Origin of the sequence: uncultured Phycicoccus sp. (assembly GCF_947495705.1) — a bacterium.
Lineage (GTDB): Bacteria > Actinomycetota > Actinomycetes > Actinomycetales > Dermatophilaceae > Phycicoccus.
Window position 1 is genome coordinate 64,368 of sequence record NZ_CANLZR010000007.1, and the last position, 24,563, is coordinate 88,930.

The 24,563-nt window shown below is 73.6% G+C and carries 19 protein-coding genes and 1 tRNA gene; 15 read left to right on the forward strand and 5 right to left on the reverse strand.

The window, feature by feature from the left end; all coding sequences use genetic code 11:
• Window positions 1-6: 6 nt before the first annotated feature.
• The 6 genes from Q0963_RS11180 (at window position 7) to Q0963_RS11205 (ending at window position 5,007) form a co-directional block, all read left to right on the forward strand.
• Window positions 7-1,557: a potassium/proton antiporter gene (locus Q0963_RS11180; RefSeq protein ID WP_299445674.1), complete on the forward strand. Its 1,551-nt coding sequence runs from the start codon at window positions 7-9 to the stop codon at window positions 1,555-1,557.
• A gap of 80 nt (window positions 1,558-1,637) precedes the next feature.
• Complete coding sequence (locus Q0963_RS11185) at window positions 1,638-2,537, forward strand: ABC transporter ATP-binding protein (RefSeq protein ID WP_299445676.1); 900 nt, start codon at window positions 1,638-1,640, stop codon at window positions 2,535-2,537.
• Window positions 2,534-3,352 (forward strand): ABC transporter permease, encoded by an 819-nt coding sequence (locus Q0963_RS11190; RefSeq protein WP_299445678.1) that lies wholly within the window; start codon window positions 2,534-2,536, stop codon window positions 3,350-3,352. The genes Q0963_RS11185 and Q0963_RS11190 overlap by 4 nt, the downstream gene beginning before the upstream one ends.
• Before the next feature lie 131 nt (window positions 3,353-3,483).
• The gene (locus Q0963_RS11195) at window positions 3,484-3,840 is read left to right on the forward strand and encodes an FmdB family zinc ribbon protein (protein ID WP_299445680.1); all 357 of its coding nucleotides are present in this window, start codon (window positions 3,484-3,486) and stop codon (window positions 3,838-3,840) included.
• 39 nt (window positions 3,841-3,879) lie between these two features.
• Window positions 3,880-4,548: an SAF domain-containing protein gene (locus tag Q0963_RS11200; RefSeq protein ID WP_299445681.1), complete on the forward strand. Its 669-nt coding sequence runs from the start codon at window positions 3,880-3,882 to the stop codon at window positions 4,546-4,548.
• Between the two features lie 87 nt (window positions 4,549-4,635).
• On the forward strand, window positions 4,636-5,007 hold the full coding sequence (locus Q0963_RS11205; protein ID WP_299445683.1) for an MscL family protein: 372 nt from the start codon (window positions 4,636-4,638) through the stop codon (window positions 5,005-5,007).
• Window positions 5,008-5,071: 64 nt separating this feature from the next.
• On the opposite strand, the gene Q0963_RS11210 is transcribed toward Q0963_RS11205, so the two are convergent.
• From Q0963_RS11210 to Q0963_RS11220, 3 genes are all read right to left on the reverse strand, one after another.
• Complete coding sequence (locus Q0963_RS11210; RefSeq protein ID WP_299445685.1) at window positions 5,072-5,296, reverse strand: hypothetical protein; 225 nt, start codon at window positions 5,294-5,296, stop codon at window positions 5,072-5,074.
• Window positions 5,289-9,038, reverse strand: a complete 3,750-nt coding sequence (locus tag Q0963_RS11215; RefSeq protein WP_299445687.1) for an AAA domain-containing protein — start codon at window positions 9,036-9,038, stop codon at window positions 5,289-5,291. The genes Q0963_RS11210 and Q0963_RS11215 overlap by 8 nt, the downstream gene beginning before the upstream one ends.
• Before the next feature lie 196 nt (window positions 9,039-9,234).
• On the reverse strand, window positions 9,235-10,521 hold the full coding sequence (locus tag Q0963_RS11220; RefSeq protein WP_367180057.1) for an MFS transporter: 1,287 nt from the start codon (window positions 10,519-10,521) through the stop codon (window positions 9,235-9,237).
• A 172-nt stretch (window positions 10,522-10,693) separates the two neighbouring features.
• Between Q0963_RS11220 and Q0963_RS11225 the strand changes: the two genes are divergently transcribed.
• From Q0963_RS11225 to Q0963_RS11265, 9 genes are all read left to right on the forward strand, one after another.
• Window positions 10,694-10,765: transfer RNA gene (locus Q0963_RS11225), tRNA-Arg, on the forward strand.
• A gap of 178 nt (window positions 10,766-10,943) precedes the next feature.
• A complete protein-coding gene (locus Q0963_RS11230; RefSeq protein ID WP_299445689.1) occupies window positions 10,944-11,609 on the forward strand; it encodes a hypothetical protein in 666 nt (221 codons plus the stop codon).
• 54 nt (window positions 11,610-11,663) lie between these two features.
• The gene (locus Q0963_RS11235; protein WP_299445691.1) at window positions 11,664-12,161 is read left to right on the forward strand and encodes an RNA polymerase sigma factor; all 498 of its coding nucleotides are present in this window, start codon (window positions 11,664-11,666) and stop codon (window positions 12,159-12,161) included.
• A complete protein-coding gene (locus Q0963_RS11240) occupies window positions 12,148-13,110 on the forward strand; it encodes a hypothetical protein (RefSeq protein WP_299445694.1) in 963 nt (320 codons plus the stop codon). The genes Q0963_RS11235 and Q0963_RS11240 overlap by 14 nt, the downstream gene beginning before the upstream one ends.
• 230 nt (window positions 13,111-13,340) lie before the next feature.
• A complete protein-coding gene (locus Q0963_RS11245) occupies window positions 13,341-14,084 on the forward strand; it encodes a hypothetical protein (RefSeq protein WP_299445697.1) in 744 nt (247 codons plus the stop codon).
• Between the two features lie 29 nt (window positions 14,085-14,113).
• Window positions 14,114-17,329: a BMP family ABC transporter substrate-binding protein gene (locus Q0963_RS11250; protein ID WP_299445699.1), complete on the forward strand. Its 3,216-nt coding sequence runs from the start codon at window positions 14,114-14,116 to the stop codon at window positions 17,327-17,329.
• A 118-nt stretch (window positions 17,330-17,447) separates the two neighbouring features.
• On the forward strand, window positions 17,448-17,915 hold the full coding sequence (locus Q0963_RS11255) for an N-acetyltransferase (RefSeq protein WP_299445701.1): 468 nt from the start codon (window positions 17,448-17,450) through the stop codon (window positions 17,913-17,915).
• Window positions 17,916-18,161: 246 nt separating this feature from the next.
• Window positions 18,162-18,734 carry an alpha/beta fold hydrolase gene (locus tag Q0963_RS11260; RefSeq protein WP_367180058.1) on the forward strand — a complete coding sequence of 191 codons (573 nt, stop codon included), beginning with the start codon at window positions 18,162-18,164 and terminating at the stop codon, window positions 18,732-18,734.
• A gap of 187 nt (window positions 18,735-18,921) precedes the next feature.
• Window positions 18,922-19,908, forward strand: coding sequence for a methanogen output domain 1-containing protein (locus Q0963_RS11265; RefSeq protein WP_299445705.1), 987 nt, complete (start codon window positions 18,922-18,924; stop codon window positions 19,906-19,908).
• A 39-nt stretch (window positions 19,909-19,947) separates the two neighbouring features.
• Here Q0963_RS11265 and Q0963_RS11270 read toward each other — a convergent pair whose 3' ends face one another.
• Both Q0963_RS11270 and Q0963_RS11275 read right to left on the reverse strand, forming a co-directional pair.
• The gene (locus tag Q0963_RS11270; protein ID WP_299445707.1) at window positions 19,948-20,421 is read right to left on the reverse strand and encodes a hypothetical protein; all 474 of its coding nucleotides are present in this window, start codon (window positions 20,419-20,421) and stop codon (window positions 19,948-19,950) included.
• Window positions 20,421-24,287 carry a GDSL-type esterase/lipase family protein gene (locus Q0963_RS11275; RefSeq protein ID WP_299445709.1) on the reverse strand — a complete coding sequence of 1,289 codons (3,867 nt, stop codon included), beginning with the start codon at window positions 24,285-24,287 and terminating at the stop codon, window positions 20,421-20,423. The genes Q0963_RS11270 and Q0963_RS11275 overlap by 1 nt, the downstream gene beginning before the upstream one ends.
• Between the last annotated feature and the right edge of the window lie 276 nt (window positions 24,288-24,563).

Here is a 24,563-nt window from a genome sequence, read left to right on the forward strand (position 1 = left end):
TCCCTTTTGACACCCGCGGGAACGCTGCAGGCTGCGGCCGGCGGCGAGCCCTCGGGCTTCTCCCTCGACGACCTCACCCTGGCCCTGCTCGTCGGCAGCCTGGTGCTCGTCGTCGCGGTCGCCGCCGTGCGGCTGTCGTTGCGGTCGGGGCTGCCCTCGCTGCTCATCTACCTCGGCATCGGGCTCGCGCTCGGGGAGTCCGGGCTGGGCATCGCCTACGACTCCGAGCAGCTCACCCAGGTGCTCGGCTACGCGGCGCTCGTCCTCATCCTCGTCGAGGGCGGGATCACGACCCAGTGGTCGGGCATCCGCAGCTCGGTGGCCCCCGCCGGGGTGCTCGCGACGGTCGGGGTCGCGGTCAGCGTCCTCGTCGTCGGGTCCGTCGCCCACCTCGTGCTCGGCTGGTCCTGGGAGGTGTCGCTGCTCATCGGCGCCGTCGTCGCCTCCACGGACGCGGCCGCCGTGTTCTCGGTGCTGCGCCGGGTCCCGCTGCCCCGCCGGGTCTCGGGGATGCTGGAGGCCGAGTCCGGGTTCAACGACGCACCGGTCGTCCTGCTCGTCACTGCCCTGGCCGCCGGTCTCGCGCCGGGGGCGGAGACCGAGGCGTGGTGGCACATCCTGGTCCTCGCGGTCCTCGAGCTCGCCGGGGGGACCGCGATCGGCCTGGCGATCGGCTGGCTCGGGGCGCGCCTGCTCCGTCTCGTCGCGACGACGTCCTCCGCCCTCTTCGCCATCGGGGTGCTGTCGGTGGCGGTCCTCGCCTACGCGGTGGCGGACGCGGCCCACACCTCCGGCTTCATCGCGTGCTACCTCGCCGCGCTCGTGCTGGGGAACCTCCCCCTGCCGCACCGGCCGGCGGTCGTCGGCCTCTCGACGGCCGTCGGGTGGCTCGCCCAGATCGGGCTGTTCGTCCTCCTCGGCCTGCTCGCGTCCCCCAGCGGCTTCTCGGCCCAGGTCGTGCCCGCCCTCGTGGTGGGCGCCGCGCTGCTCCTGCTCGGGCGGCCGCTGTCGGTCCTCGTCTCCTGCACCCCGTTCCGGATGCCATGGCGCACCCAGGCCTTCCTGTCGTGGGCGGGCCTGCGCGGCGCCGTCCCCGTCGTCCTCGCCACCGTCCCGGTGACCGCGGGGACACCGGGGGTCGAGTGGATGTTCGACCTCGTCTTCGTCCTCGTCGTCGTGTTCACCCTCATCCAGGCACCGACGCTCCCGTGGGTCGCGCGCCGGCTCCGGCTGGCCGGCGGGCACCACCAGATCGACCTGGCCGTCGAGACCACCCCCCTCACCGACCTCGGGGCCGAGCTGCTCGAGATCGACGTGGGCCCGGACTCCCGCATCGGTGGGGTGCGGGTCTTCGAGCTGCGCCTGCCCACCGGGGCGAACGTCGCCCTCGTCGTCCGCGGGGGCGGGTCCTTCGTCCCCCGCGACAGCGACGTCCTGCGGCACGGCGACCAGCTGCTCGTCGTCGCGCCGACGGCCGTCCGCGCCCGGACCGAGAAGCGGCTCTACCAGGTGAGCCGTGGGGGTCGCCTGGCCGAGTGGACCGACGGCGGACCCTGAGCGTCCCGCCCGGCGTTCAGGGTCCGCTCAGGCCCGTCCCTCATGGCCGGGATGGCTGAGCCACCGGCAGTCTCGTGCCCATGATCACCGTCGACCACGTCACCAAGAGATACGGCTCCTTCACCGCCCTGGACGACGTCTCGTTCGAGGCGCGCCCCGGCCGGGTCACCGGCTTCCTCGGCCCCAACGGCGCCGGCAAGACGACCGCGATGCGCGTCGTCGCCGGCCTCACCCCGGCCTCGGCCGGCACGGCGACGGTCCTCGGCCGTCCCTACGCGACGCTCCCCAACCCCGGCCGCCATGTCGGGCTCCTGCTGGACGCGTCCGCCCAGCATGCGGGTCGGACGGGCCGCGAGGTCCTCACCCTCGGCGCCATCCTCACCGGGGTCGAGCGGCGTCGCGTCGACGTGCTCCTCGACCTCGTCGGGCTGACCCCGAAGGAGTCGAACCGGCGGATCCGCAACTACTCCCTGGGGATGCGGCAACGGCTCGGCATCGCGCACGCCCTGCTCGGCGACCCCGAGGTGCTCGTCCTGGACGAGCCGGCGAACGGGCTGGACCCCGCGGGCATCCGCTGGATGCGGGGCCTGCTCCGGGACTTCGCGGCCCGCGGCGGCACCGTCCTGCTGTCCTCCCATCTGCTGAACGAGATCGAGCGGGTCGCGGACGACCTCGTCGTCATCGGCGGCGGGCGCATCGTCGCCTCGGGACCCACCGAGCAGCTGCTCGCGGGCTCGGGCACGGTCGTGCGCTCCAGCGACGACGCCCGGCTCGCCGCGACCCTCGCAGCGCAGTCCGTGACGGTGACCCCCGTCGCCGCGGGCGGTCTGCTCGTCGACGCGGACCCCGGAGCCGTGGGCCGGGCCGCGCTCGCGGCCGGCGTCGCCCTCGTCGAGCTGCGCGGCGGCGACGAGCGGGGGCTCGAGGAGATGTTCTTCGACCTCACCGCCTCCTCGTCCCGCGAGGGGGTGGCCGCATGAGCGCCACGACGGTCACCGCCGCCGCCCCGGACCGGGCCGTGCCGGGGCTGCCCGAGCCGCTGCCGGGGCCCCGGCCGGCCTCCGGGGTTCCCTTCCTCCGGCTCGCCGGTGTCGAGCTGCGCAAGATGCTCGACACCCGCGCCGGCCGCTGGCTCGTCATCGGCATCGGCGCCGTCATCGCCGCTGCCCTGACGGTCCTGCTCGTGCAGGACGGCGGGGAGCACCCCTTCGCCGACTACCTCCAGGCCACGACGATGCCGATGGCGCTGCTCCTGCCGGTCGTCGGGATCCTCGCGGTGACGTCGGAGTGGTCGCAGCGCACGGCGCTCGTCACGTTCACCCTCGAGCCCCGACGCCCCCGCGTCGCCTGGGCGAAGACCCTTGCCGCGCTGGGCGTGGGGGTCGTCGCCGTCCTGACCGCGTTCGCCTTCGGTGCCGCCGCGCACGGGGCGGCGGTCGCGTTCCGCGGGGCCACCGGCGACTGGGAGCTCGCGGGGACCGCCGTGCTCGGGGCCGCGGGCTACGTGCTGCTCGGCCTGCTCCAGGCGGTCGGGTTCGCGATGCTCCTGCGGAACACCCCCGCCGCCGTCGTGGCCTACTTCGCCCTGCCGACGGCTTGGAGCCTGGTCGGGCAGCTCGTGCCGCAAGCCCGGACCGCCGCGGAGTGGCTCGACCTGAACCGGACGATGGAACCGCTGTTCACGGGGTCGCTCACCGGCGAGCAGTGGGCACAGCTCGGCACCTCGGTGGGGCTCTGGGTCGCACTGCCCCTGGCGCTGGGCATCTGGTGGATCACCCGGGCCGAGGTGAAGTAGCACGGCCGCGGACCGGCGCGTTCTCGGCGGCCCCGATGCTCCCTTATCCTGGGAGCCGACCGCGCTGCCGTGGGGCCCGCACCGACCGTGCCGGGACCGGCGGCGCCCCGACGCCGTCCGAGGAGGACACCGTGCCGACGTACGCCTACGCGTGCACCGAGTGCGACCACCGTTTCGAGGTCGTCCAGTCGTTCAGCGACGACACCCTCACCACCTGCCCCGAGTGCGCCGGCCGGCTCCGCAAGCTCTTCAACGCCGTGGGCATCGTGTTCAAGGGCGGCGGCTTCTACCGCACCGACTCGCGGGCCGGCGCCGGCAGCGGGTCGTCGGGGTCGGGCGCGTCCAGCGCGTCCACGAGCGGCGGGTCCGGGTCCACCGGCGGCTCGTCCGCGGGCAGCAACGGGTCGTCCGGCTCGTCGTCGGGCACGGCGGCCGCGTCGTCCACAGGGTCCTCGTCGGGCGGGTCCTCGTCCACAGCCTCGTCCTGACCGACTCGCCGGGCCGAGACGCCACCTAGCGTCGGGCCCATGGCGCCCCTCCCCCGTCCCTTCCCGGGCCTCACCGGCCCGGGGCGCCGGGCGCGGTGGCGCCGAGGCCTGTTGCGTCGGGCAGCGGCCGCCTGCTGCGTCGCCGGGGCTGCGTTCGTCGGGTTGCACACGGTTCGCCCGCCGCCCCCGCCCGGCGTCACGGTCCTCGTCGCAGCCCGGGCCGTGGCCCCCGGGGCGGTGCTCGAGCCGGGCGACGTCGCCGTCCGTTCGGTGCCCCTGCTCGCCCGGCAGCCCGGCGCGGTGACCACCACCGCGGGCGCCGTCGGGCGTCGCGTCGGCGGCCCGCTCCTGCCGGGCGAGGCGGTCACCTCGTCCCGGCTCGTCCCGCGCACGGTGGCCGAAGGTCTCGCGGCGAGCGAGGTGGCCCTCCACGTCCTGCTCGCCGACCCCGCCGGGGTCGACCTCCTCGTCCCGGGCCATCGCGTCACGGTCTACCCCACGGGTGGGGGCGAAGCCCTCGCCACCGGCGCGCGGGTCCTTGCCGTCGACGCGCAGGTCGTCGATGCCACGACGGCCCTCGGCGGGGGCCCGCCGGCCGGGCGGGGGGCGGTCCTCGCGCTCCCCGGTGCCGCGGCCCGCGCGGTCCTCGGCGGGCACGGTGGCCTCGAGGGTCCACCCGTCGTCAACGTCGCGGTCATGGCGCCGTAACGGCCCTCCCGTGGCGGCGTTGCGCGCAGCGGCCCCGGCGGCGCCCCCCTACGCTCGACGCGACATCGCCTAACGGAAGGACCTGCCATGCAGGGTTTCAAGAACTTCATCATGCGCGGCAACCTCGTCGAGCTCGCCGTCGCGTTCATCATGGGCGCGGCCTTCGCCACCGTCGTCACCGCGTTCACCGACGTCGTCATCGAGGCCCTGGCCAAGGCCGGCGGCGCGCCGAGCTTCGACGAGTGGCAGCCCGGCGGCTACCAGACCGTCGGCCCGTTCCTCAGCGCGCTCGTCGCCTTCCTGCTCATCGCGTTCGTCGTGTACTTCTTCATCGTCAAGCCGTACGAGAGCGCCAAGGAGCGGTTCTTCCCGCAGGAGCCTGCGGCCGACACCATCGACCCGAACACCGAGCTCCTCAAGGAGATCCGCGACGAGCTCCGCGCGGGCCGCGGCGTCTGACCGGCCTCCCCCACCGCCGACGAAGGCGGCGACCCACAGCCGGGTCGCCGCCTTCGTCGGTGCGCTACTCCCAGTGCGGGGGGCGCTGCTCGCGCAGCCAGCGCTCGTGCGGGCCCTCGTCCTCGCGGCCCGGCTCGCGCGGCGGCGCGACGTCGGGGGCGTCGTCGGTGCGGGGGTTGGTCGCCGGGCGTACCGCGCGGCGGCGCCGACGGCGCCGGGGCGGCCGCTCGCCGGCGGGCGGCTCGTCGGGTGGGTCGCCGGCCGGCTCGCCCGCGGGGTGCTCACTCACCGGGGGCCTGGCGGACCCCGACCGCGTCGAGCACCCGGGCGACGTCGCGGGCGGGGTCGCGGAACACGTCGGTGGACCAGACCCGCAGGTGCTGCCAGCCCCGCAGCTCCAGCTGGGCGATGCGGAGCCGGTCACGGTCCCTCGACGACGCGACCCCGGCGTAGTCCGGCCCGTCGGACTCGACGGCGAGCAGCAGGTGCCCGGGCCGGGTGGGGTCCTCGACGGCCAGCTCGACCGGGGTCGAGGAGGTACCGACGGACTCGTGCACGACGAGGCCCCGGGTCCGCAGCCGGCGGGCGAGGTCGCCGAGCACGACCGACCCCCCCTCACCGTCGGGCGCGGCCCGGACCTCCTCGGTCGCCGAGGCGGCCTCCGCGTGCTCGAGGAGGTCCCGCAGCAGCCGGGCGCCGACGGTGCGCAACCGGTCCGGGTCGAGGTCGTCGGCCCGGATCGTGGACACGACGGTGAGGCCGCGACGGGCGCGGGTGAGGGCCACCGCGAGACGCCGATGGCCGGCGTCGGTGCCGAGGGGGCCGAACCGGTGCAGCACGCGGCCGTGCGGGGTCTTGCCGAACCCGACGGTGACGATGACGTCGTCCCACGCCTCACCCTGCACGGCGTCGGGGTCGCGCACCCCGAACGGCTCGGGCCGCGACTCGTCGAAGAAGGCGAGGGCCCGGCCGTCGAGCCCGTCGACCGCGTCCCGGATCGCGGCCTCCAGCAGCCGCCGGTGCCCGGGCGACAGCGCGACGACGACGAGGGATCGGTCGGGGCGGGCCCGCGCGTGCTCGAGGACGAGCGCGACGACGCGCTCCACCTCGGCGGTGGTGGACTCCACGGCCCCCTCCCCCTCCTCGACGACCCCGTGGCCGTCGACCACCTCGTGCCGGAGCACGGGCGCGGAGTCCGTGCCGGGGAAGGTGACGAGCGAGCGGTCGTACAGGGCGCCGTCGATGAACGTGACGAGCCGCTCGTCCAGGGCCCGGTAGTGCCAGGTGAGCGTCCGCATCGGGAGGGCGCCGTCGAGCGCGTCCAGCACCGACTCGGTGCCGGTCTCCTCCGGGGCGTCGACCCCGGCCGACACGACGAACGGGGCCGGCGGCAGCTGCTGGGTGTCGCCGACGAGCACGACCCGGCGCGCGCGGGAGATGGCCGCGACCGCCTCGGCCGGCGCGACGAGCGAGGCCTCCTCGATGACGACGACGTCGAACAGCTCGCCCGGCGGGAGGACCGACGGCACGAGCAGCGGGCTCGTCGCCCAGCACGGGCGGACCGCCGTGAGCAGGTCGGGCGCGGCCGCCACGAGCGCCGGCAGCCCACCGGGGCCGTGCCGGGCACCGGCCGTGTCGCGCAGCAGGGCCGGCTGGCGCGGGTGGGCGCCGCACACCCGCTCGACGTGCCGGGCGACCGCACCTCGCACCTGCGCGGGTCGGGCGGCGAGGGCCTCGAGGTCGGCACGCACCACGGTGTCGACGGCGTCGGTGAGAGCCGGCCCGGAGTGGGCGGAGACCCGGTCGTCGAGCTCCGCCACGTGGTCGGCCAGGGAGCACCACCAGACCCACCGGAGCTCGGTCTCGACGCGGTCGGTGGGCACCCGGCGGTCCCGCAGGTCCTCGACGAGCGGCAGCAGCCCGAGGGTGTCGAGCCGGTCCAGGGCCCGGCGCTCGTCCGGGGCGGGGTCTAGCCGGGCCTGGGCGGCGGCGGCCAGCCCGTCGACCCGCGCCGCGAGCGTCACGAGGTCGAGCTCGACGAGGCGCGGCGCGTCGTCGGTGCCGGGGAGCCGGGCGTCGAGCCAGGCCAGGTCGTCGACCAGCTCCTGGTGGGCGAGCTGGGCGCGGTCGAGCTCGACGGGGATCTCGGGGCGCCCCCCGGAGCCGGCCAGCTCACGCCACGCGTCCCGCTGCTCCTCGGCCTCCTGGAGCGCGGCGTGCAGGTCGGCCGGCGGGCGCCCGGGACGCAGGAGCGAGCGTGCCTGGCGCCGGATCCGCCACCGGTCCATGAGCCCGAGGTCGGTGCCGGTACGGCGCCGCTCCGCTGCGGACGCGGTCGCCGCCACGAGGTCGCCGAGGGGGATGTCGAAGACCTCGGGGCGGAAGCGCTCCAGGGTGTTGCGGACCTCGCCGACGGTGTCGAGGACCCGCTGCCAGTCCAGGACGGTCGGTGCGGCCGGCAGGTGGATGCCCCGGAAGACGTCGGCGAGCGTCCGCCGGGTCTGCTCGACGAGACCACCGGCGAGCCGCTCGACCCGCAGGCGGGCCTCCGCCACGTCGTCGGCGTCGTCGAGGGTCGCGCCGAACCACGGGTCGTCGGCTCCGTCGCCGTCCCACGCGGCGAGCCGGGCCAGCCGCACGAGGGTGGCGGCGGCGTCGTCCAGGGTCTCGCGGTCGAGGCGGGTGAGAGCGGCGCCCGTCACGCGGACCCGGGACCGGGGCGGGGCGTCGAGCAGGCAGTACCGGCTGACCTCCTCCTGGATCTCGGCGAGCGTCGTCGCCCACGGGTCGCGCCGGCCGTGGAGGGCGGCGAGGTGCCCGTCGAGCAGCGCCGCCGCGGCCGACCGCTCCCGCTCCCGCTCCGAGACCCTGTCGCCTCGAGCGCCGCGGGGCGCAGCGCCTCCGAGGGACGTCTCCCCCAGCCGTCGCTCGAGGGCGGTAGCGAGGTCGCGCACGGCGCGGCCTCGGGCATGCCCGCCGTCGGCGAGGTCGAGGACGAGGTCGTCGAGGCCGACCGACGCGAGCCGCTCCAGGACGGCGTCGATCGAGGCCCGCTTCGGGGAGACGAGGAGGACCCGCTGCTCGTCGGCGGCGAGCGCGGCGACGAGGTTGGCGACGGTCTGGCTGGCCCCGGTGCCGGGCGGGGTGCGGAGGTAGAGGTGCGAGCCGGCGCGGACGGCCTCGACGGCCTCGCGCTGGGAGGTGTCGGCGTCCAGGGGCAGGACGTCGCGGGTCGGGTCGGCGGCCAGGGCCTCGATGTCGGCGCCCACGGACACGGCGGGGAGGGCGTCCTCGTCACCGGCGAGCGCGGCCACGACGTCGTGCCGCGCGAGGGTGTCGGCCTGGGCCGCGAGGTCCGCGACGAGGGAGACCTTGTGGTACGGGAAGGTCGTGAGGACGACGCGCGGGTCCACGGAGAAGTCCGGCACGCCCGCGCAGGCCTGGGCGAGGGCCGCGTACGCCTGGTACGGGTCGACGACCCCGTCGGGGGTGGCGAGGGCCTCGAGCCGGCCGGTGTCGAGGTCGATCCCGTGCTCGGACGCGAGGTAGTGCACGAGCGCCGGGTTGACCTCGAGCTCGCCGACCGGGTCGAGGCCCCAGTCGCGGCGTCGGGCGTCCGTGGGACGCATCCGGCACGAGCGGATGAACACGGGCGCGGCGGGCTCGCGCGGCGCCACCCGGCCGTTGGGCAGGACGACGGTCCAGGAGGCTGTGCCGACCCCGAGGAACGCGGTGCGGATGCCGTGCTCGGACTCCAGGTGGCGGGCGGTGTCGTGGACCCGGGCGACCCGGCGGGCCGCGTCGTCGAAGGCCTGCGGCTCGCGGACGAGCTCGGACAGCAGGGCTGGGTCACCGGACAGCAGGGCGTTCCGGGTCGCGAGGTGCGCGGTCGTCAGGTCGACGGTGCCGACGGGGAGGTCGCGGTACCAGAGCAGGGTGTTGGGTCCACCGAGCTCGACGAGGTGACGGGTCCAGTCGGACCGCGCCCTCGCGACGCGCTCGGTTCGGAGGTCGGCGGGATCGGGGGCCACGCTCAGGTGTCCTCCCCGTCTCGGGTCGTCGGGAGCGCTCGCCCGGTCGGCAGCCCTCTGACGGGGGCGTGCCTCGCGCGCCCGGCCGCTCGCAGTCACTCCGGCAGGCTAACAACGGGGGCCCTCGAGCCCGGGGAGGCTCGGGGCGGGTCGGCCGGACGGCTCGGACCGCTCGGCGGCAGCGGGCGCGGTGGCGTCAGGCCACCGGTGCGGGCCGGCGCCCCACGACGCGGGTCGTCAGCGCGAGCACCGCGATGGCCACCGCGAAGCCCAGGGAGGTCAGGGCCAGGGCGTGGAAGCTCGCCCGGTCGACGATGACACCGGCGATGGCGCCACCCCCGCCGGCCGCGAGCCCCATGAGCACGTCGGCGGCGCCCTGGGCACCGGGACGCTCGGCCGCAGGCACCCCGTTGGTCAGCAGCGTGGACCCCGACACCAGGGTGCAGGACCAGCCGAGGCCCAGCAGGAAGAGGCCCACCACGAGGGTCCAGGACTCCCCCGTCGGCGAGGCGGCGGCGAGCAGCGTGGCCGTGGACAGGATGGCCGACCCGGCGATCGCCACGGCGCGGCCGCCGAAGCGGTCGACGGCCATGCCGGTGAGCGGCGAGAACGCGAACATCCCGAGGACGTGGATGCTGATGACGAAGCCGATGACGGTGAGGTCGGCCCGGCCGTGCGCCATGTGCAGGGGGGTCATCACCATGACGCTGACCATGACGGCGTGCCCCAGTGCGAGGGTGCCGAGGCCGAGGCGGGCCACCGGGCGCGCGGCGACGACCCGCAGGCCGCGCACCACCGAGCCGTGGGTGTGCTCGCCGTCGCCGTCTCCGTCGGCGATGCGGCGTCGGCGGGCCTCGACGAGCGGGTCCGGGCGCAGGCGCAGGAGGATGACCCCGACGGCGAGCACCAGCCCGACGAGCGAGAAGGCGAAGGGGCCGACGAGCCGGGGCAGGCCGAGGGCCTCGGCCACGGGCGCGCTCGGGCCGACGAGGTTCGGGCCGAGGACGCTGCCCACCGTCGTGGCCCACACGACGATGCTGAGGTCGCGGGCTCGCCGGTCGGGCAGGGCGAGGTCGGCGGCCGCGTAGCGGCTCTGGCTGTTGGACGCCGTCGCGCCGCCGAAGAGCAGGCTCGAGACGAGCAGGAGCGGGAAGCTGCGGATGACACCGGCGGTGATGAGGCCGACGGCGCCCACCGCGGCGAGCCCGTAGCCGAGGGCGAGCCCGGGGCGTCGGCCGCGGGCGGCCATGAGCCGGGCCATCGGGATGGCGATGAGCGCGGCCCCGAGCACCTGGAAGGTGCCGCCGAGGCCGGCGTACTTCGCGGAGCCGGACACCTCCTCGGCCAGCAGGGCGCCGACCGCGACCCCGGCCGAGAGGCCGACCCCACCGAGCATCTGCGACGCGACGAGGCTGCGGACGACGTGCCGCTGGGTGGCCGCCCGCTCGGCGAGCATCGTCGACGGGAGCGGCTCGGACGTCACCGGGGCAGTATGCCCGCGCCCGGCCGTCTCACCTCACCGCACCCCGACCTCACCGCACCTCGACCTCCTCGCCGCCATGGCGGCCACATGTGGGAAGCGGGCGGGCGGGCGGCCCGAGCCGGGGCGGACGGCGTGCTGCCGGCGGTCCCGTAGGCTTGTCTGCGGTCTTCCCGCCCTCGTAGCTCAGGGGAAGAGCACTTCTCTCCTAAAGAAGGTGTCGCAGGTTCGAATCCTGCCGGGGGCACCTCGTGAAACCCGCGCTCTGACCAGACCTGCCGGCGGACTGGACCGGGACGCCTGACCGCGGGTCACTCCTCCCACCCCCAGCTGCCGCCTCGACAGCGTCAACCTTCGGCACGGTTGGCGTCTGTTCCCAGATGACGGCAGATCCGCGACGGCGCGGGCCGGGAAGGAGTTCCCCGATGAAGCTCACCTCCGCGCGGACGGCCCTCGTCGTGCTCGTCGCTGCTATGGGTCAGCTGGTGTCATCCCCGGCGTCGGCCGGTCCACCCCCCGGCCCGGTGGACGAGTCGTTGCTCGTTCCGGCCCTCAACCCGGCCTTGGCGCCATGGTCGTGCAAGGCCAAACAGACCGGGCCGGTGTGCACTGGCGCGCTGGACGCCGTGAACGAGTGGCAGCCGTTCGACTTCTCCTGCGACGCCCCGGTGTACGCCCGGAGCACCTTCCACCGCAGGGCAACGCGGTACTACGACTGGGACTACAGGAACTACGACAGGTACGTGCACCAGAACGACCTCGATGAGCTCAGCACGTCCCCGACCGGTCCTGCAACGGCGTTGATCAGTGTGCGGACCCGGTTCCATGAGCCGTTCGAAGTCCCCGGCGACCTGTCGACGATGACCGTCGTCACCGAAGGCGTCCCGCTGGACATCCGGCCCGTGCGGGGAGCCCCGGTGTTGCGGGTGGTCGGGACGCTCGTCGAACCACCCGGAGAGGTCGGCACCTTCAGCGGTCACGTGACCGACCACGGTGTGACCACACGCTACGAAGACGCGCCTCTGGACACGGTGGTCTCGGAGGAGACCTTCGTCGAGGCTGTGTGCACGGCCGTCCAGGAACTGCCGTGAAGTGGGTTCCGGACCGCTCAGGCCCGCACTAGCGTGGTTCGACTGGGAGTGGCGATGCGCGCAGAGGACCGGCCGGACTACGAGTGGGTGTTCAGCGCCTCGTTCAGCTCGATCACTCGCACCGTCTTCCTCATCGTGCACGATCGGGAGGCCGCCGAGGAGATCACCCAGGAAGCCTTCGTCAAACTGCTTCAATACTGGGACGCCGTGGCTGGATACGACCACCCCCAGGCATGGGTGAGGAAGGTCGCCACCCGGATGGCCGTCCGTCATGCGGCACGCGAACGCCGACGCCCCACACTGGAGGCGCGGGCTCACAGGCCGACGGCGGTGGTCCCCTCCGACCCGGCACTCGACGTGATCGAGGCCGTCCGCGATCTGGCGCCAATGCAGCGCGCTGCCGTTGTCCTCCACTACTTCGAGGACCGCCCAGTGGGTGAGATCGCCGGCGCCCTTCAGGTATCGGAGTCCACCGTCAAACAGCATCTGTATCGGGCCCGTGCCCACCTGGCCCGCACGCTCGGCGAGGCGGTGACCGATGATGTCCGTTGACGATCGGCTTCGCGCCGCCCTCACTGCGTACGCAGCGTGTCTGCCGGAACCAGAGGTCGAGCTGCGGTTCCATCGAGTTCTGGCTCTCCACCGGCGCAGGCGTGCCCTCCGACTGGTCAGCGCCGCTGCGGGGCTTGTTGCAGCCTGCGCCGTCGTGAGCATCTCCTTGGGCTGGCCCGCGCGGCCGGCGGCACTGTGGCCGTCGGGCGACATCACCCCCACGTCCCGCGTAGAGGGGGCCTACGCCGGGTTGGCCAGAGCACTGCCGGACATTCCTCGGTCCGCCGGGCGGTGGGGCCTGGACTTCGGCGAGGACGGCCGGATGACGGCGTCCGCGCCGACCGGTTCGGGTCGTAGCCCCGAGCCCGCGGGGTGGCTGCGCGGGGACGCGGTCACCACCGAGCTCTTCGCCGAGGACGCGTGTCGCGACACCGCGCCGGGCACCTACACGGTGGCGCGACTCGCCGACCGCGTGGTCCTCGAGGTCGCCGAGGACCGCTGCGCAGCGCGGATGAGCCTCTTGACGGCCACGACCTGGGTCTCGACGCTCGCCACGTCGTGGAACGGCCCCAGAATCCCCGACAGTCGCTGGGTCCGTGACATCGACGTCGCGGAGCTGCGCAAGCAGGGTTACACCTTGACGCCAGACGCCCTCCGTGCCAACTTCCTCGACGACGGTCACGGCCGGTTCCACCTCGAGTTCACGGGAACAAAGTTCTACGTCTTCGTCGAGGACGAGGATGGCTCGTTGGTCCTCGGCGACCAAGGAGATGTCTCCTACGACGCACTCGGCAGGTGGGTCCAGAACCTCAGCCTTGCGGTGGAATGGCGACTCGATGGCGATGCGCTCGTCACCGAGAACGTGGATCCGGTGCACGGAGTCAGGCTGAACCCAGCGACCGCGGAGGAACGGTTCGCCCTTGAAGGCACGTGGCACCGAGCCGGCTGATGACCCAGTGCCTCGGGAAGCCGAGCCGGAACTCCGTCCCCGCCGCCCCAGTGGCGCCTGGGGGGTCATCGGATCGTCGGCATTCCCGGACGGCGGCTGCCGTTCCATCCGGAGCAGCGGACCGGCCGTGACGCAGCGCCATGTGCGTTGAGCGGACGTTGAGCGATCGCCACCACGCTGCGTGCACAGACCGGCTCACACAGGGAGCCGAATGCGCTCAGGAGGCTGACATGCCCGCACCAACCCTCGCAGTCCTTGCACAGCGCGCCCACCTCTCGAACCCCCGCGTCGCGGCGCTCGTCGCAGGGAGCGCGTCCCTCGCGCTCCTTCTCACCGCGGCACCCACCTCCGCCGCCGGGAGTGCGGCCGCCGCGCCCCCAGCCGGATCGGCCGGTCAGCCGCTGCGCTCGCTCTCCGCGGGCGCCGGCAACGAGCGCGAGGTCGACCCGCTCAGCCTGACGCCTGCCCTGAACCCCACCTTCACATGGTCGTGCGCCCGCACCGGAGCGGGGATCACCTGCCACGGCGAACGCCGGACCAGCTACGGGCCGGAGCCGGTGGGGTTCGACTGCGACGGGCTGGAGGTCTACGTCACCGGTCGCGGGGAGGACACATCCACTCGTTGGCACACCGCCGAGGGGCTCGCAACGCGCACCATCACGCAGCGGTCGTTCCCGGAGGACCGGATGACCTTGGCCCCCGACACCTCAGGTCCGGCCGTCGTCTCGCGGCAGCACTGGACGCAGCACTACCGCTACGGCACGCCCGGTGATGTCACGACGCGGGTCCTCGTGGAGACCGGCCAGGTGCTCATGGTGCACGGGACGGGCGCCGAGGGGAAGGTGTTCCAGTTGACGGGGCGCACCGAGTTCGCGCCCGGGATGGACTTCGAGTCAGTCGTGCAGTCGAGCGGACGGGACGACTTCGCGGCCGGCCGCGACTTCGTCGCCGAGGTCTGCCGCGCGCTGACGTGACCAGCGGGGGACCCGGGTCGCTGATGCCCATGGGTCGCGCACCGTCCACCTTCGAACGTGGCACCGCGGCTGCGGCACGAGTGCGCGAAGGATGCAGTCGGGCGTACATTCCGAGCGTGCGACGGATCTTCGCACGCCTGTACGGCGCGGTGTCGATAGAGGTGGACGGCAGGGCACTCGACCTCGGTCCACCGCGACAGCGCGCGCTCCTCGCGCTCCTGATTGCGCAGGCCGGTCGCGTGGTGCCCAGTGAGCACCTGCTCGCGGCACTGTGGGGCGAGGTCCCCCCGCGGACGGCTGCGCACGCCGTCCAGGTCTACGTGTCCGATCTCAGACGCCGGCTCTGCGAGGCGTGCGGCCAGCCGCTCGTGCTGACCCAACGGCCGGGATACCTGCTCGACCTGTCACGCGACGAGGTCGACCTCCTGGTCGTGGAGGACTCCCTCCGCCACGCGCTGTCCTTGGAGGCGGACGACTCTCCCGGCGCCGGCCTCGCCCGGCTTCGTCCACTGCTGGCGCTCATGGACGCGGACCCGCTCGCCGACGTCAGGGAGGAAGCGGTCCGTCGCGAGTTGGCGCCTCGGCTCGCCCGGGTGCGGACCGAGGCGTGGATGCTCGCCGCCCGCTGCGCCCTTCGCTCCGGCGACCTCGACACGGCGTGCTCGGTGGCCGAACGGTGCCTGGCCGAGAACCCGTACGACGAGGAAGCCCATGCCGTGTTCGTGGAGGCCACCTACCGGCAAGGTCGCCCCGCCGAGGCTTTGCGGTCCCTTGCCGGCGTTCGCCGGCTGCTCGCCGACGAGCTCGGCGTCGATCCCTCGCCGCGGCTCGTGGGACTCCACGAGCGCATCCTGGTCCACGACCCGTCCCTCCGAGTCCCGGCCGACCGCCAGGCCCTGCGGAACCCGTACAAGGGCCTTCGCCCCTTCGCTGAGTCCGACGCGCACGACTTCTTCGGCCGGCGTGATCTTGCACGGCAGCTCGTGGACCGACTCGCCCAGGGCGCCCGCCTGGTCATCGTCGTCGGCCCGTCGGGAGGGGGCAAGTCGAGCCTGCTGGCGGCCGGGGTCATCCCCCTGCTGAGGCGAACCCGCCTCAACGGCCTTGACCGGAGCGCTGTCGTGATCCCCCCGCGGACGATGACCACTGAGGCCGCACTGCGAGCGGCAGTCGTCAGGGAGCGAAAGAAAACCCGACCGGTCGTCCTCGTTCTGGACCAGCTGGAGGACATCCTCGAGGGGGGTGACTGCGACGGCGTGCTCTCCTGGCTCGCACAGGAAGTGCGAGACGGCGGGCCGCTCCGCGTGGTGGCCGCGCTCCGCGCCGATCGGTACGACCGACCACTGCAGCACCGCGCGTTCGCCGAGGTGTTCATCGACGGCGTCGTCAACCTCGTCCCCATGACTCCAGCCGAGCTCGAGGAGGCAGTGCGTTCACCGGCCACCGGGGTGGGCCGCGACGTGGAGCCGGCACTGCTCGCGGAGCTCATCGGCGACACGGTGGCGCAGCCCGCAGTGCTCCCGCTCCTCCAGTTCGCCCTGACCGACCTCTTCGATCGGGAGACCGGCTCAACGCTGACTCTCGCCACCCACCGCCAGCTCGGTGGCGTCCGCGCCGCCCTGGCCCGACGAGCCGATGGTCTGCGCGACGAGCTGGGTCCGGAGCGTGAGCAGGTTCTCGAACGGGTCCTCCTGCGTCTGACCGACGTCGACGACACCGGACGAGCACACCGCAGGGTCGTCCGCATCGAAGAGGTGGCGGCTGCCTTCCCGGACGCCTCCGAGGTTGCGGCGGTGCTCGGGCGCCTCAACGACCTGCGCCTCATCACCTACGACCGGGACGCCGCGGGCGGAGGCGTCATCGAGCTGTCCCACGACGCCCTCCTGCACGCGTGGCCCTGGTTCCGCGAGCTCATCGACCGGCATCGCACGGACATCCGGCGGCATCGGGCGTTCACCACCGCCCTGGAGGCATGGGAGTCAACCGGGCGTGATCCCGACTACCTCCTCACTGAGGCACGCCTCGGCGAGGTGGAGTCCTGGGAAGCGACAGGCGCGATCGCGCTGACGCCCCGAGAACGGGCCTTCCTCGAGGCGGGGCAGGAGGCCGCCGCACGGCGAGCGTCGTACGAGCGGGAGCAGGAACGACGTCGCCTCACACTGGAACGTCGGTCCCGTAGCCGTCTGGTCCTTCTCGGCACCACCGGCATCGCCCTGGTCGTGGCGCTCACGGCAGCGGCGCTCCTCGCAGGCAGGGAGCCACCCCATGTCGCCCTCGTCCTCCACGACGCCGGCAGCATCGAGCTGGCCATCGAACGAGGCGTCGACGAGGTCGCTCGCACGACGACCCTGACGCGCGAGAAACTCGTCGTCGACCGTGGCGCCACGCGAGAGCTCCTCCGGCTCACCGCCGATGGATCGGTCGACCTCGTTCTCAGCGCGGCCCTCGATGTCGACTACGAGGGCCTCGCCCGTCAGCGGGCCGGAACCCATTTCATGCTCGTCGAACGAGAGGCGACTGGTCCGAACGTGACGGTGCTCGCCTTCGCGGATCAGGAGCCGGCATTCCTCGCCGGGGCGGCGGCTGCCCTGACCACTCGTACCGGGCGTGTCGCGTTCATCGGCGGAGTCGACTTCGCGGTGCTCCATCGCTTCGAGGCGGGGTTCGTGGCTGGGGTCGCTGCCGTCGACCCCCTCGTGAGCGTCGACGTCCGGTACCTCACCGCACCGCCTGACTATGCGGGATTCGTTGACCCGGTCCACTCGAGCACCGCGACACGTCGAGCGCTCGCCGACGGAGCCGACGTCGTGTACCTGGCCGCCGGTGCAGCCCAGAGTGGCGGCCTCCAGGCACTGGTCGACCTCGCGGAGAGGTCCGACCGTCCGCTGTGGGCGATCGGCGCCGATGAGGACGCGTACTACGACACGCGCTGGCAGACGACGCCGGGAGCCCGCGACCACGTCCTCGCCTCCACCGTCAAGCGCTTCGACCAGGCCACGCGCAGTGCTCTCGAGGCCTACCTGGGGCCGGGGCTGGGTTCGGGGCAGCGGGTGTCGGACCTGGCGAACGGAGAACTGGCGTTCGCGACGACCGGCGGCCACCTGGACCACGTGGCGTCGAGGATCGACGAGCTGCGGCGTGCCGTCGTCAGTGGCCGACTGGTCGTACCGTGCGTTCCTTCCCGCCTGACCGGCGCCGCGGTCGCGGCCGCAGCCGCCGGTCCGAAGTGCCCGGAGGCTCGATGAGGCCGGGGTGGATGGTGGCGACGGCGTCGAGGGCACGACGCGCGTCGTCTGCATCGAGGCGCTCCTCGGACGACGTCATGGCCGCGCCGTACGCCCAGGCGGATCGACGAGTCCGGCCGTGACGGTCACCTTGCGCGAGATCACCGCGGCCAATCTCGGCCCGGTCCTCGAGCTGCGCACCACCCCTGAGCAGGAACGCTTCGTCAGCACCGTGGCCGATTCGATTGCCGAGGCCGCCGCGAACCCGCATGGGAACCCCTGGAACCGCGCCGTGTACGCCGACGAGGAGCCGGTGGGCTTCGTCATGCTGAGCTGGGATGTGGAGCCGCAGCCACCACACATCAACGGGCCCTGGTTCCTGTGGAAGCTCCTCATCGACGTCCGCTACCAGCGCCAAGGCTACGGGCGAGAGGTGCTGCGCCTCGTCGTGGCGCTGGTGCGCGAGCACGGGGCGACCGAGCTCCTCACCAGCTACGTGCCTGGAAGAGGTGGTCCGGCCGGCTTCTACGCCCGGCACGGCTTCGTCCCCCGTGGCGACCGCGATCCCGATGGTGAGATCATCCTGCGCCTGGACCTGAGGGCATGATGGGCGCCGGAGCGCGATGCTGCCGGAGTGCCTCCATCGACGGCAGACGGTTTCGATCCGGACCCCGCTGGGCAGTATGAGTGCAGGTCCGGCCCGCGTGGCGACGAGGAAGGTGGCCCACCGATGGCGCAGCCTGCTCCCTGCGGGGCCCATGTCGTCCTCGTTCCCGGTCTGGGTCTCGACGCCCGCGCGTGGGCCCCCGTTTTTGAACGCCTGCCGGACGCCACCGTCCTCCCCCTGCCGTCCATGGGAGGCCGCGCCTCACCCGGGACCGACCTGGCCGTCGACGCCCAGAGCCGGCGGCTCGGCGCGTGCCTGCCCACAGGTGCGCCCCTCGTCCTCGTGGGCCATTCCGCGAGCTGCCCGGTCGTGGTCGACACGGCCTGCCGCGTCCCCGAGGTCGCGGGGCTCGTCCTCGTCGCCCCCGTGACCGACACCAGGGCACGCACCTGGCCCCGGATGGTCACCCAATGGCTGCGGACGGCCCCGCACGAGCGGCTCTGGGAGGTCCCGGTCCTCACCCCGCAGTACCGGGCGACCGGCCTCTCGTCGATGTCCCGCGGGATGAACCAGGTGCGGCGGTACCGCACCGATGTCGGCCTCTCGGCCGTGACCGCTCCCACCCACGTGATCCGGGGGAGCCGGGACCGCATCGCCTCCGAGGACTGGTGTGCCCTGCTGGCCCGACGCCCGCCGGTCGACCTGGTGACGGTCCCGGATGCCGCGCACATGGTGCCGCTCACCCACCCCCTGGTCGTCGTCGAGTCGGTCGAGCGGCTCCGCGACGGCGCCGCGGACGACCGCCATCCTGGCCCGTGACGTCGAGCAGACCACTCGTGCGTCATCGCCGGCGCACCCCGCGGGGCCCGGCCGGCCGGACCGGGGGCTCCGGGCGCTGAAGCGCCTGGTCGTCGGACCCCTCGAGAAGGCACGCCGGGTTCGGCTCGCCGACATCCGATCTGTCCGAAACGGCTCGATCGGGTCCACGGGACGGTATACCGGACGAGTGGACTGGTACCTCGACCGCGTCGAGCACGTCAGCGAGCTGCGGCATGAGGTCGTGCGGCACCTCGCTCGGCATGCGGTGCCCGGCAGCGACGAGGCCGTGGCCGACGCCGAGCTCGTGGTCTCGGAAGCCGTAGGAAACTCCTTCCGGCACACCGGAGGTCCGACCTGGGTATCGTTGTCCTGGACCTCAGAGGTGCCCGTGCTCAGGGTCTACGACATCGGTCCGGGATTCGAGGTCCCGCAGGGCGAGCTCGCGCTCGCGCTCGCCCCGGACCCCGACCAGGAGTCCGGCCGGGGGCTGCTCATCATGCGGATGCTCGCTCCCGAGGTCAGCGCCTCCCTGCGCAAGCACGCAGGGGCGGTGTTGTCGGTCCAGCTGCCCGTGCGGCGCCGCCCGGCCGTGAGCATCGACCCGCCCAGACGCCGTACCGGCGCCCTCCCCCGCCTCGACGAGGCCCGGGCCGAGGGCGCCTTCGGGAAGGAGTCGTTCCTGCGCGCCCTCGTGGTCCAGCTGTCGCAGGCGGTCGAGGACCAGCACGGTCCGGATGCCGCCGAGGTGGCGGTCGCCCAGGTCGGCACGGACGTGGGCAGCCAGATGGAGATGGAGTTCCGCCAGGCCGAGCAGGTCGTGGGCCGGATGTCCCCCGAGCAGCTCGGGCGCTGCTACGTCCGCCTGAAGCATGCCATCGACGGCGGCTTCCGGGTCGTCGAGGCCACCCCCGAGCGCATCGTCCTCGAGAACACGCGCTGCCCCTTCGGCGACACCGTCCGACGCGCCCCCGCACTGTGCCGGATGACGTCGAGCGTGTTCGGCGGCATCGCGGCCCGCAACAGCGACAGCGGTGCGTCCGTACTGCTGGAAGAGCGCATCGCCGTCGGCGACCCGGGCTGCCGCGTCGTCGTCTACCTCGGGGACGTCCCCGCCGAGGTCGAGCCGTTCGCGCACCGCTACGCGCCGGCGGTCGACACCGACCCCGGGCTCTGACGGGGTCGGGCCTCGTCGGGCCGGCCCGTCGCGGGTTGGTCAGTCCCCCAGCTGCACGGTCTCGTCGGCCGGGGCCACCGTGTCGACATCGGCAGGGCACGCGGCATCCTCGATCTCGGTCTCCCCCGTGCCGCCGGCGATGCGGTACCGCAGGCAGAGCCGGGCCGAGAAGCCCTCGTACGACAGGCCGCCCCCCGCCTCCGCGCCGGCGGTGACCGCGCCCTGGACCACGACCCCGTCACCGCCGGTCGTCGCGGTGAGCGGCAGGTCCGGCAGGGCCTCGCGGACGGCCTCCAGCTGTGCGTCCCCGGTGCTGCCACGGGCGGCGGCCTGCAGGTCCGTCCGCAGCGCCTCGGCCTTGGCCCGCACGGCCGTCACGGCGTCCTCCCGCGCCGCCGACCCGGGGCCGGAGCACCCGCCCAGCCCGAGCCCCACGAGGATGGCTGCGGCGGCCCCGAGCCGGGTGACCGTGCCCGGTGGGCGGTCACGGCCCCGCCGGGGCGTCCGCCGCACTAGAGCCCCATCTGGCGCAGCGTCGTGTTCATCGACGTCGCATAGTGGGCGTACCCGTCGACCTTCGGGTGGAACGACTGCTGCGACGGCTGCGCACCCTCGCCCGAGGAGGGCAGCGTGGCCTCGCCGGCCGTCCGGTTCCACGAGGCGACGATGCCGTGGATCGTCTCGGGGTTCCCGCACACGGCCTCACCCGCGAACGGCGCCGACGGGTTCGAGAACCACACGTAGGTCGTCCCCGCCGCCGCGTTGGCCCGGTCGACGGCCTCCTGCATGTGGACCAGGAGCAGCTCGCCCATCTCGTTGAGCCACGGCGCCTCGCCGGTACCGACCCCCGGCACGCACTGACCCTCCCCCTCGAAGAGCGGCGGGTAGCCCATGAGGAGGACCTTGGCGTTCGGCGCCTTCTTGCGGACCTCGGCGAGCACCGTCACGATCGAGTCCTCCACCTTGCCGCGGATCAGCTCGGGGATCTCCTCGCCCGCGGGCACCGAGCTGCCCGGCAGCTGGGCGTCCTGACACTTCTTGAGTCCGGCGAAGATGATGCACTCGGCGATGACGTCACCGAACCGCGAGTCGTTGCCGCCGATGGAGAACGTCACGAGCGTCGTGTCGACGTCGAGGAACCCCTTGTCCAGCTGGGAGAGCTCACCGTACTGCCCGCGGCCGGTCTGGCCCCAGGAGTTGGCCGGCTTCGTCGCCCCGACGGTGTGGAACGGCAGCAGCTGCTCGGTCTGGGCGCCGGAGCAGGCGATGAGGTGGTGCTCCACCTGCGAGCTGCGGGCGTCGCTGAGCGAGCCGATGGTGCCCGTGGTCCCGGCGATGGTCGCGCGGCGCGACCAGGTCTGCGTCGAGCGGTGACACGCGTTGCGCGCCTCCGGGTCGTTGCCGTTGTTGTCGCTCTCGTTGTAGTAGTTCACCCCTCCGTCGGCCGACCCGCCCTCCCCGGAGGAGTACGAGTCACCCATCGACACCACGATGTTGGACGGCTTCGCCGACAGCGGCTGGAAGGCCACCGCGTCCCACGCGATGTCCTCGTTCTCGATCGGTGAGCTGCCGTCGTCGCCGTCGTAGGTGTTGCTCACCAGGCGCACCTTCGGGGTGCCGTTGAACGGGAACGACCCGAGCGAGACCCACTTGTTGTTCATGACCCGCTGGAGCACGACCCGGGTCCGGGTGCCGTTGCCGAGGTCCACCTCGTACCGGGCCTGCTGGGTGTGGGCGCCGTGGTCGGGCATGTGGACGAAGACCCGGGCCCACTGCGTGAGCGAGCGGTTGAGGGTCCAGGTGCCGGTGATGTCCATCGAGCCGCCGCGCAGGTCGGCGGTGCGGGTGTGGGTGTACCAGAAGTGCCCGCTGAACCCGGCGCCCAGTTGGTGCAGGTCGGTCTTGGACGGGTACTCGCCGTTGCCGTCCGCCGCGAAGGTGAGCGAGAACGTGCCCTGGTTGGTGTGCGGGCGCGAGCACCCTGGTCTCACGATCGGCGCCGAGTCGGCCTGGTCGTCGATGACCAGCGCCCCGGCCGGGAGCCCACCGAGGGCGCAGTTCGGCGGGTACGCCGTGCCGTCCTCCTGGTAGGCGTAGCCCTCGCTGAAGCGCAGCAGCGCGTTGCCGCAGCTGTAGCTGCAGTCCGACTTCCACGTGCTCGGGATGTGTGACCAGCACCTGAGGTCGTACTGGCCCGCGGCGTTCTTGTGCGCGCAGGGGCCGGCCGGCTCACCGACGACGGCGGGGTCGTTCGGGGTGTACTTGGCCCCGGGCTCGCAGTCGTTGGCGCTCGTGCAGAACTGGGTGACCGGCGGCTTGACGGCGGCCCGGTTGGCGGGGCCCGTCGTCGCGTCGCCGTTCCACCAGGCGGCCCGGTAGCCGGCCACCAGCGTCCCGGGGGACTCGAGGATCTCGACCGGGTGACCGGCCCAGCCCATGACCTTCTCGGGGTAGGGCCACTGCTGGGGGTTGCGGGCGTCCTCGTAGGTGTACTCGAGGAAGGGTGCGCGGTTGGCGGGGTACTTCGGGTTGACCGGGTTGTTCAGCCAGCCGACCCCCCAGGCGCCGTTGTAGCTCGAGGCCGAGGACTGCGGGTAGAAGCCCGAGTTGTACGCCCACACCGCGTAGAACCAGTTCTCGATCTTGTTGACGTCCCCGTTGTTGATCGTCAGGCCCGCGTTGCGGGTCTGGTTCCACTTGTCCTGGAGGATCCGCAGGCCACCGGCGACGTTGGCGGCGAAGTCCAGCGCGGCCGCGCGCTGGCTGTCGTACGGCAGCGCCGTCTCACCGGGCTTGGTGCGCCCGGCGAGGCGCATGCCGTCGGTGATCTGGGTGACCCCGTAGCCGCAGTCGGCCTGCGTGAAGTCGATGTCCCAGTCGTTGGCCGAGGACGCGTCGTAGATCTCGAGGCCGTAGTAGTTGCCGATCAGGGGGTTGCCCGTCACGCCGGGGACGACGCTGCCGGGCGCCATCCACATGTTCGACTCCTGGGCGATGACGCCGAGGAAGACCTGCGAGGGCACGTAACCGCCCCCGGACAGCGCCCGCGAGGGAAAGAGCCCCTGCGGGGTGTACGCCGGCATGCCGAGGTTCTTCCAGTTCGACGGGCGGGAGGTGGTCAGCACGCCGCGCACCGCCTGGTTGACGGCCCACTCGACCTGGCGCGGCTTGGGCTGCATCGTCTGGTTGCGGACGTCGTTGCGCGCCACCGAGCAGTACCGCTCGTCCTCGACCGGGTTCGTCGGGGAGCCGGCCGCCGCCACCCGGGCGTCATCGCCGGCCGCAGGCCGCGCGCGCAGGCTCGGGTGCACGTCGGCCGCCGCCTCCGTCGTCCCCGACGACGGGGTGACGACGAAGGCCGGGTGCGCGCCGGTCGCCCGGACCGTGGTGCGGATCTCCACCGGTCGCTGCAGCTGCGTCGGGTCGTCCCCCGTCCCGCTGGGGCTCAGCCCGGAGGCTCGGACCGACTCGATGGCCAGCGCGCCCCGCGTCGAGACGGTGGTGCGTGAGGTGCTGCCCTCGAGGGCGGTGACCGTGGGCGGCAGCGCCCGCTGCACGGCCACCGGTCCGGTGAGGAACACCTCGCCTCCCGGGGTCCGGGTGATCCCCACCTTGTCGAGCGGGCCGCTGGCCAGCGTCTCCGCGGTCACCCGGCGGCCGGCGAGGGCAGCGGCCGGCACCCGGTGGTACGTCGCGGTGGCATCGGCGCGGTCGAGGAAGACGACGCCGCCGTCCGCGTCGGGCGTGAGCCGGAACGGCGCGTTCTCGCCGATGGCCACGAGGCGGCGGGTCCCGGTGGTGTCAAGGGTGACCAGGGCGTTGGCGTCGGCGGCGACGATCCGCTCCCCCACCGGGACGGCCGAGGTCAGCTCGCCCGGCACCGTGATGGGCTTGCGGACGGTGCCCTTCGTCGCGTCGATCCGCACCACGCGGGTCTGGCCGCCGTCGTCGCCCTCGCGGAACTGGGTGACCACGGCATCGTCGCCGGTGCCGCAGGCAGGCGAGAAGTAGGCGAGGGTGCTCGTCAGCGGGAGCTTGGTCACCGCTCCGTCGCGGACCCGGACGACCGCCACGAACCCGCCCCGGTCGAACAGCTCGGCCTTGTTCGTCGCGACCCGCGGGGCGTAGGCGACGACGACCGAGCGGCCGTCCCCGGTCATGCACGCGTTGCCGATCCACGCGTCCGCCTCGACCCCGGGCTCCGCCAGCGTCGCCAGGGTGCGCCAGGCGTACCCGTCCTCGGCGCGAGCCGCCAGGACGTGCAGCCCCTTGCCGTCGCCGGACGTCGTCCACGCCGTGTCCTCGGAGCGGCGGTGACCCTTGCCCAGCACCGTGTCGCGCTGGTCCGCGGGCACCTCGACCCGGCCTTCCGTGGGCACCGGACGAGGACGCTCGGCCACCACCGCCCCCCGAGGAGCTGTGCGTTCTCGCGGGTCGGCCGCGGCAGGGGTGGCCGATGCGGCTCCCTGACCGGCCACCACGCTCGAGAGCAGGAGAGATGCCGCAGCGGCGGCGAGCACGAGACGGGGATGCGGGGCGGCGCGCATGGCTGACTCTTTCGGTCGGGGCTCGGCGGGTACCGAGGCGGCCAGCGTCGCGAGGTGGGTCCGCCCGGTGGAAGGCTCGCTGCCGCACCGGCATAAGCCCGGCGGCTC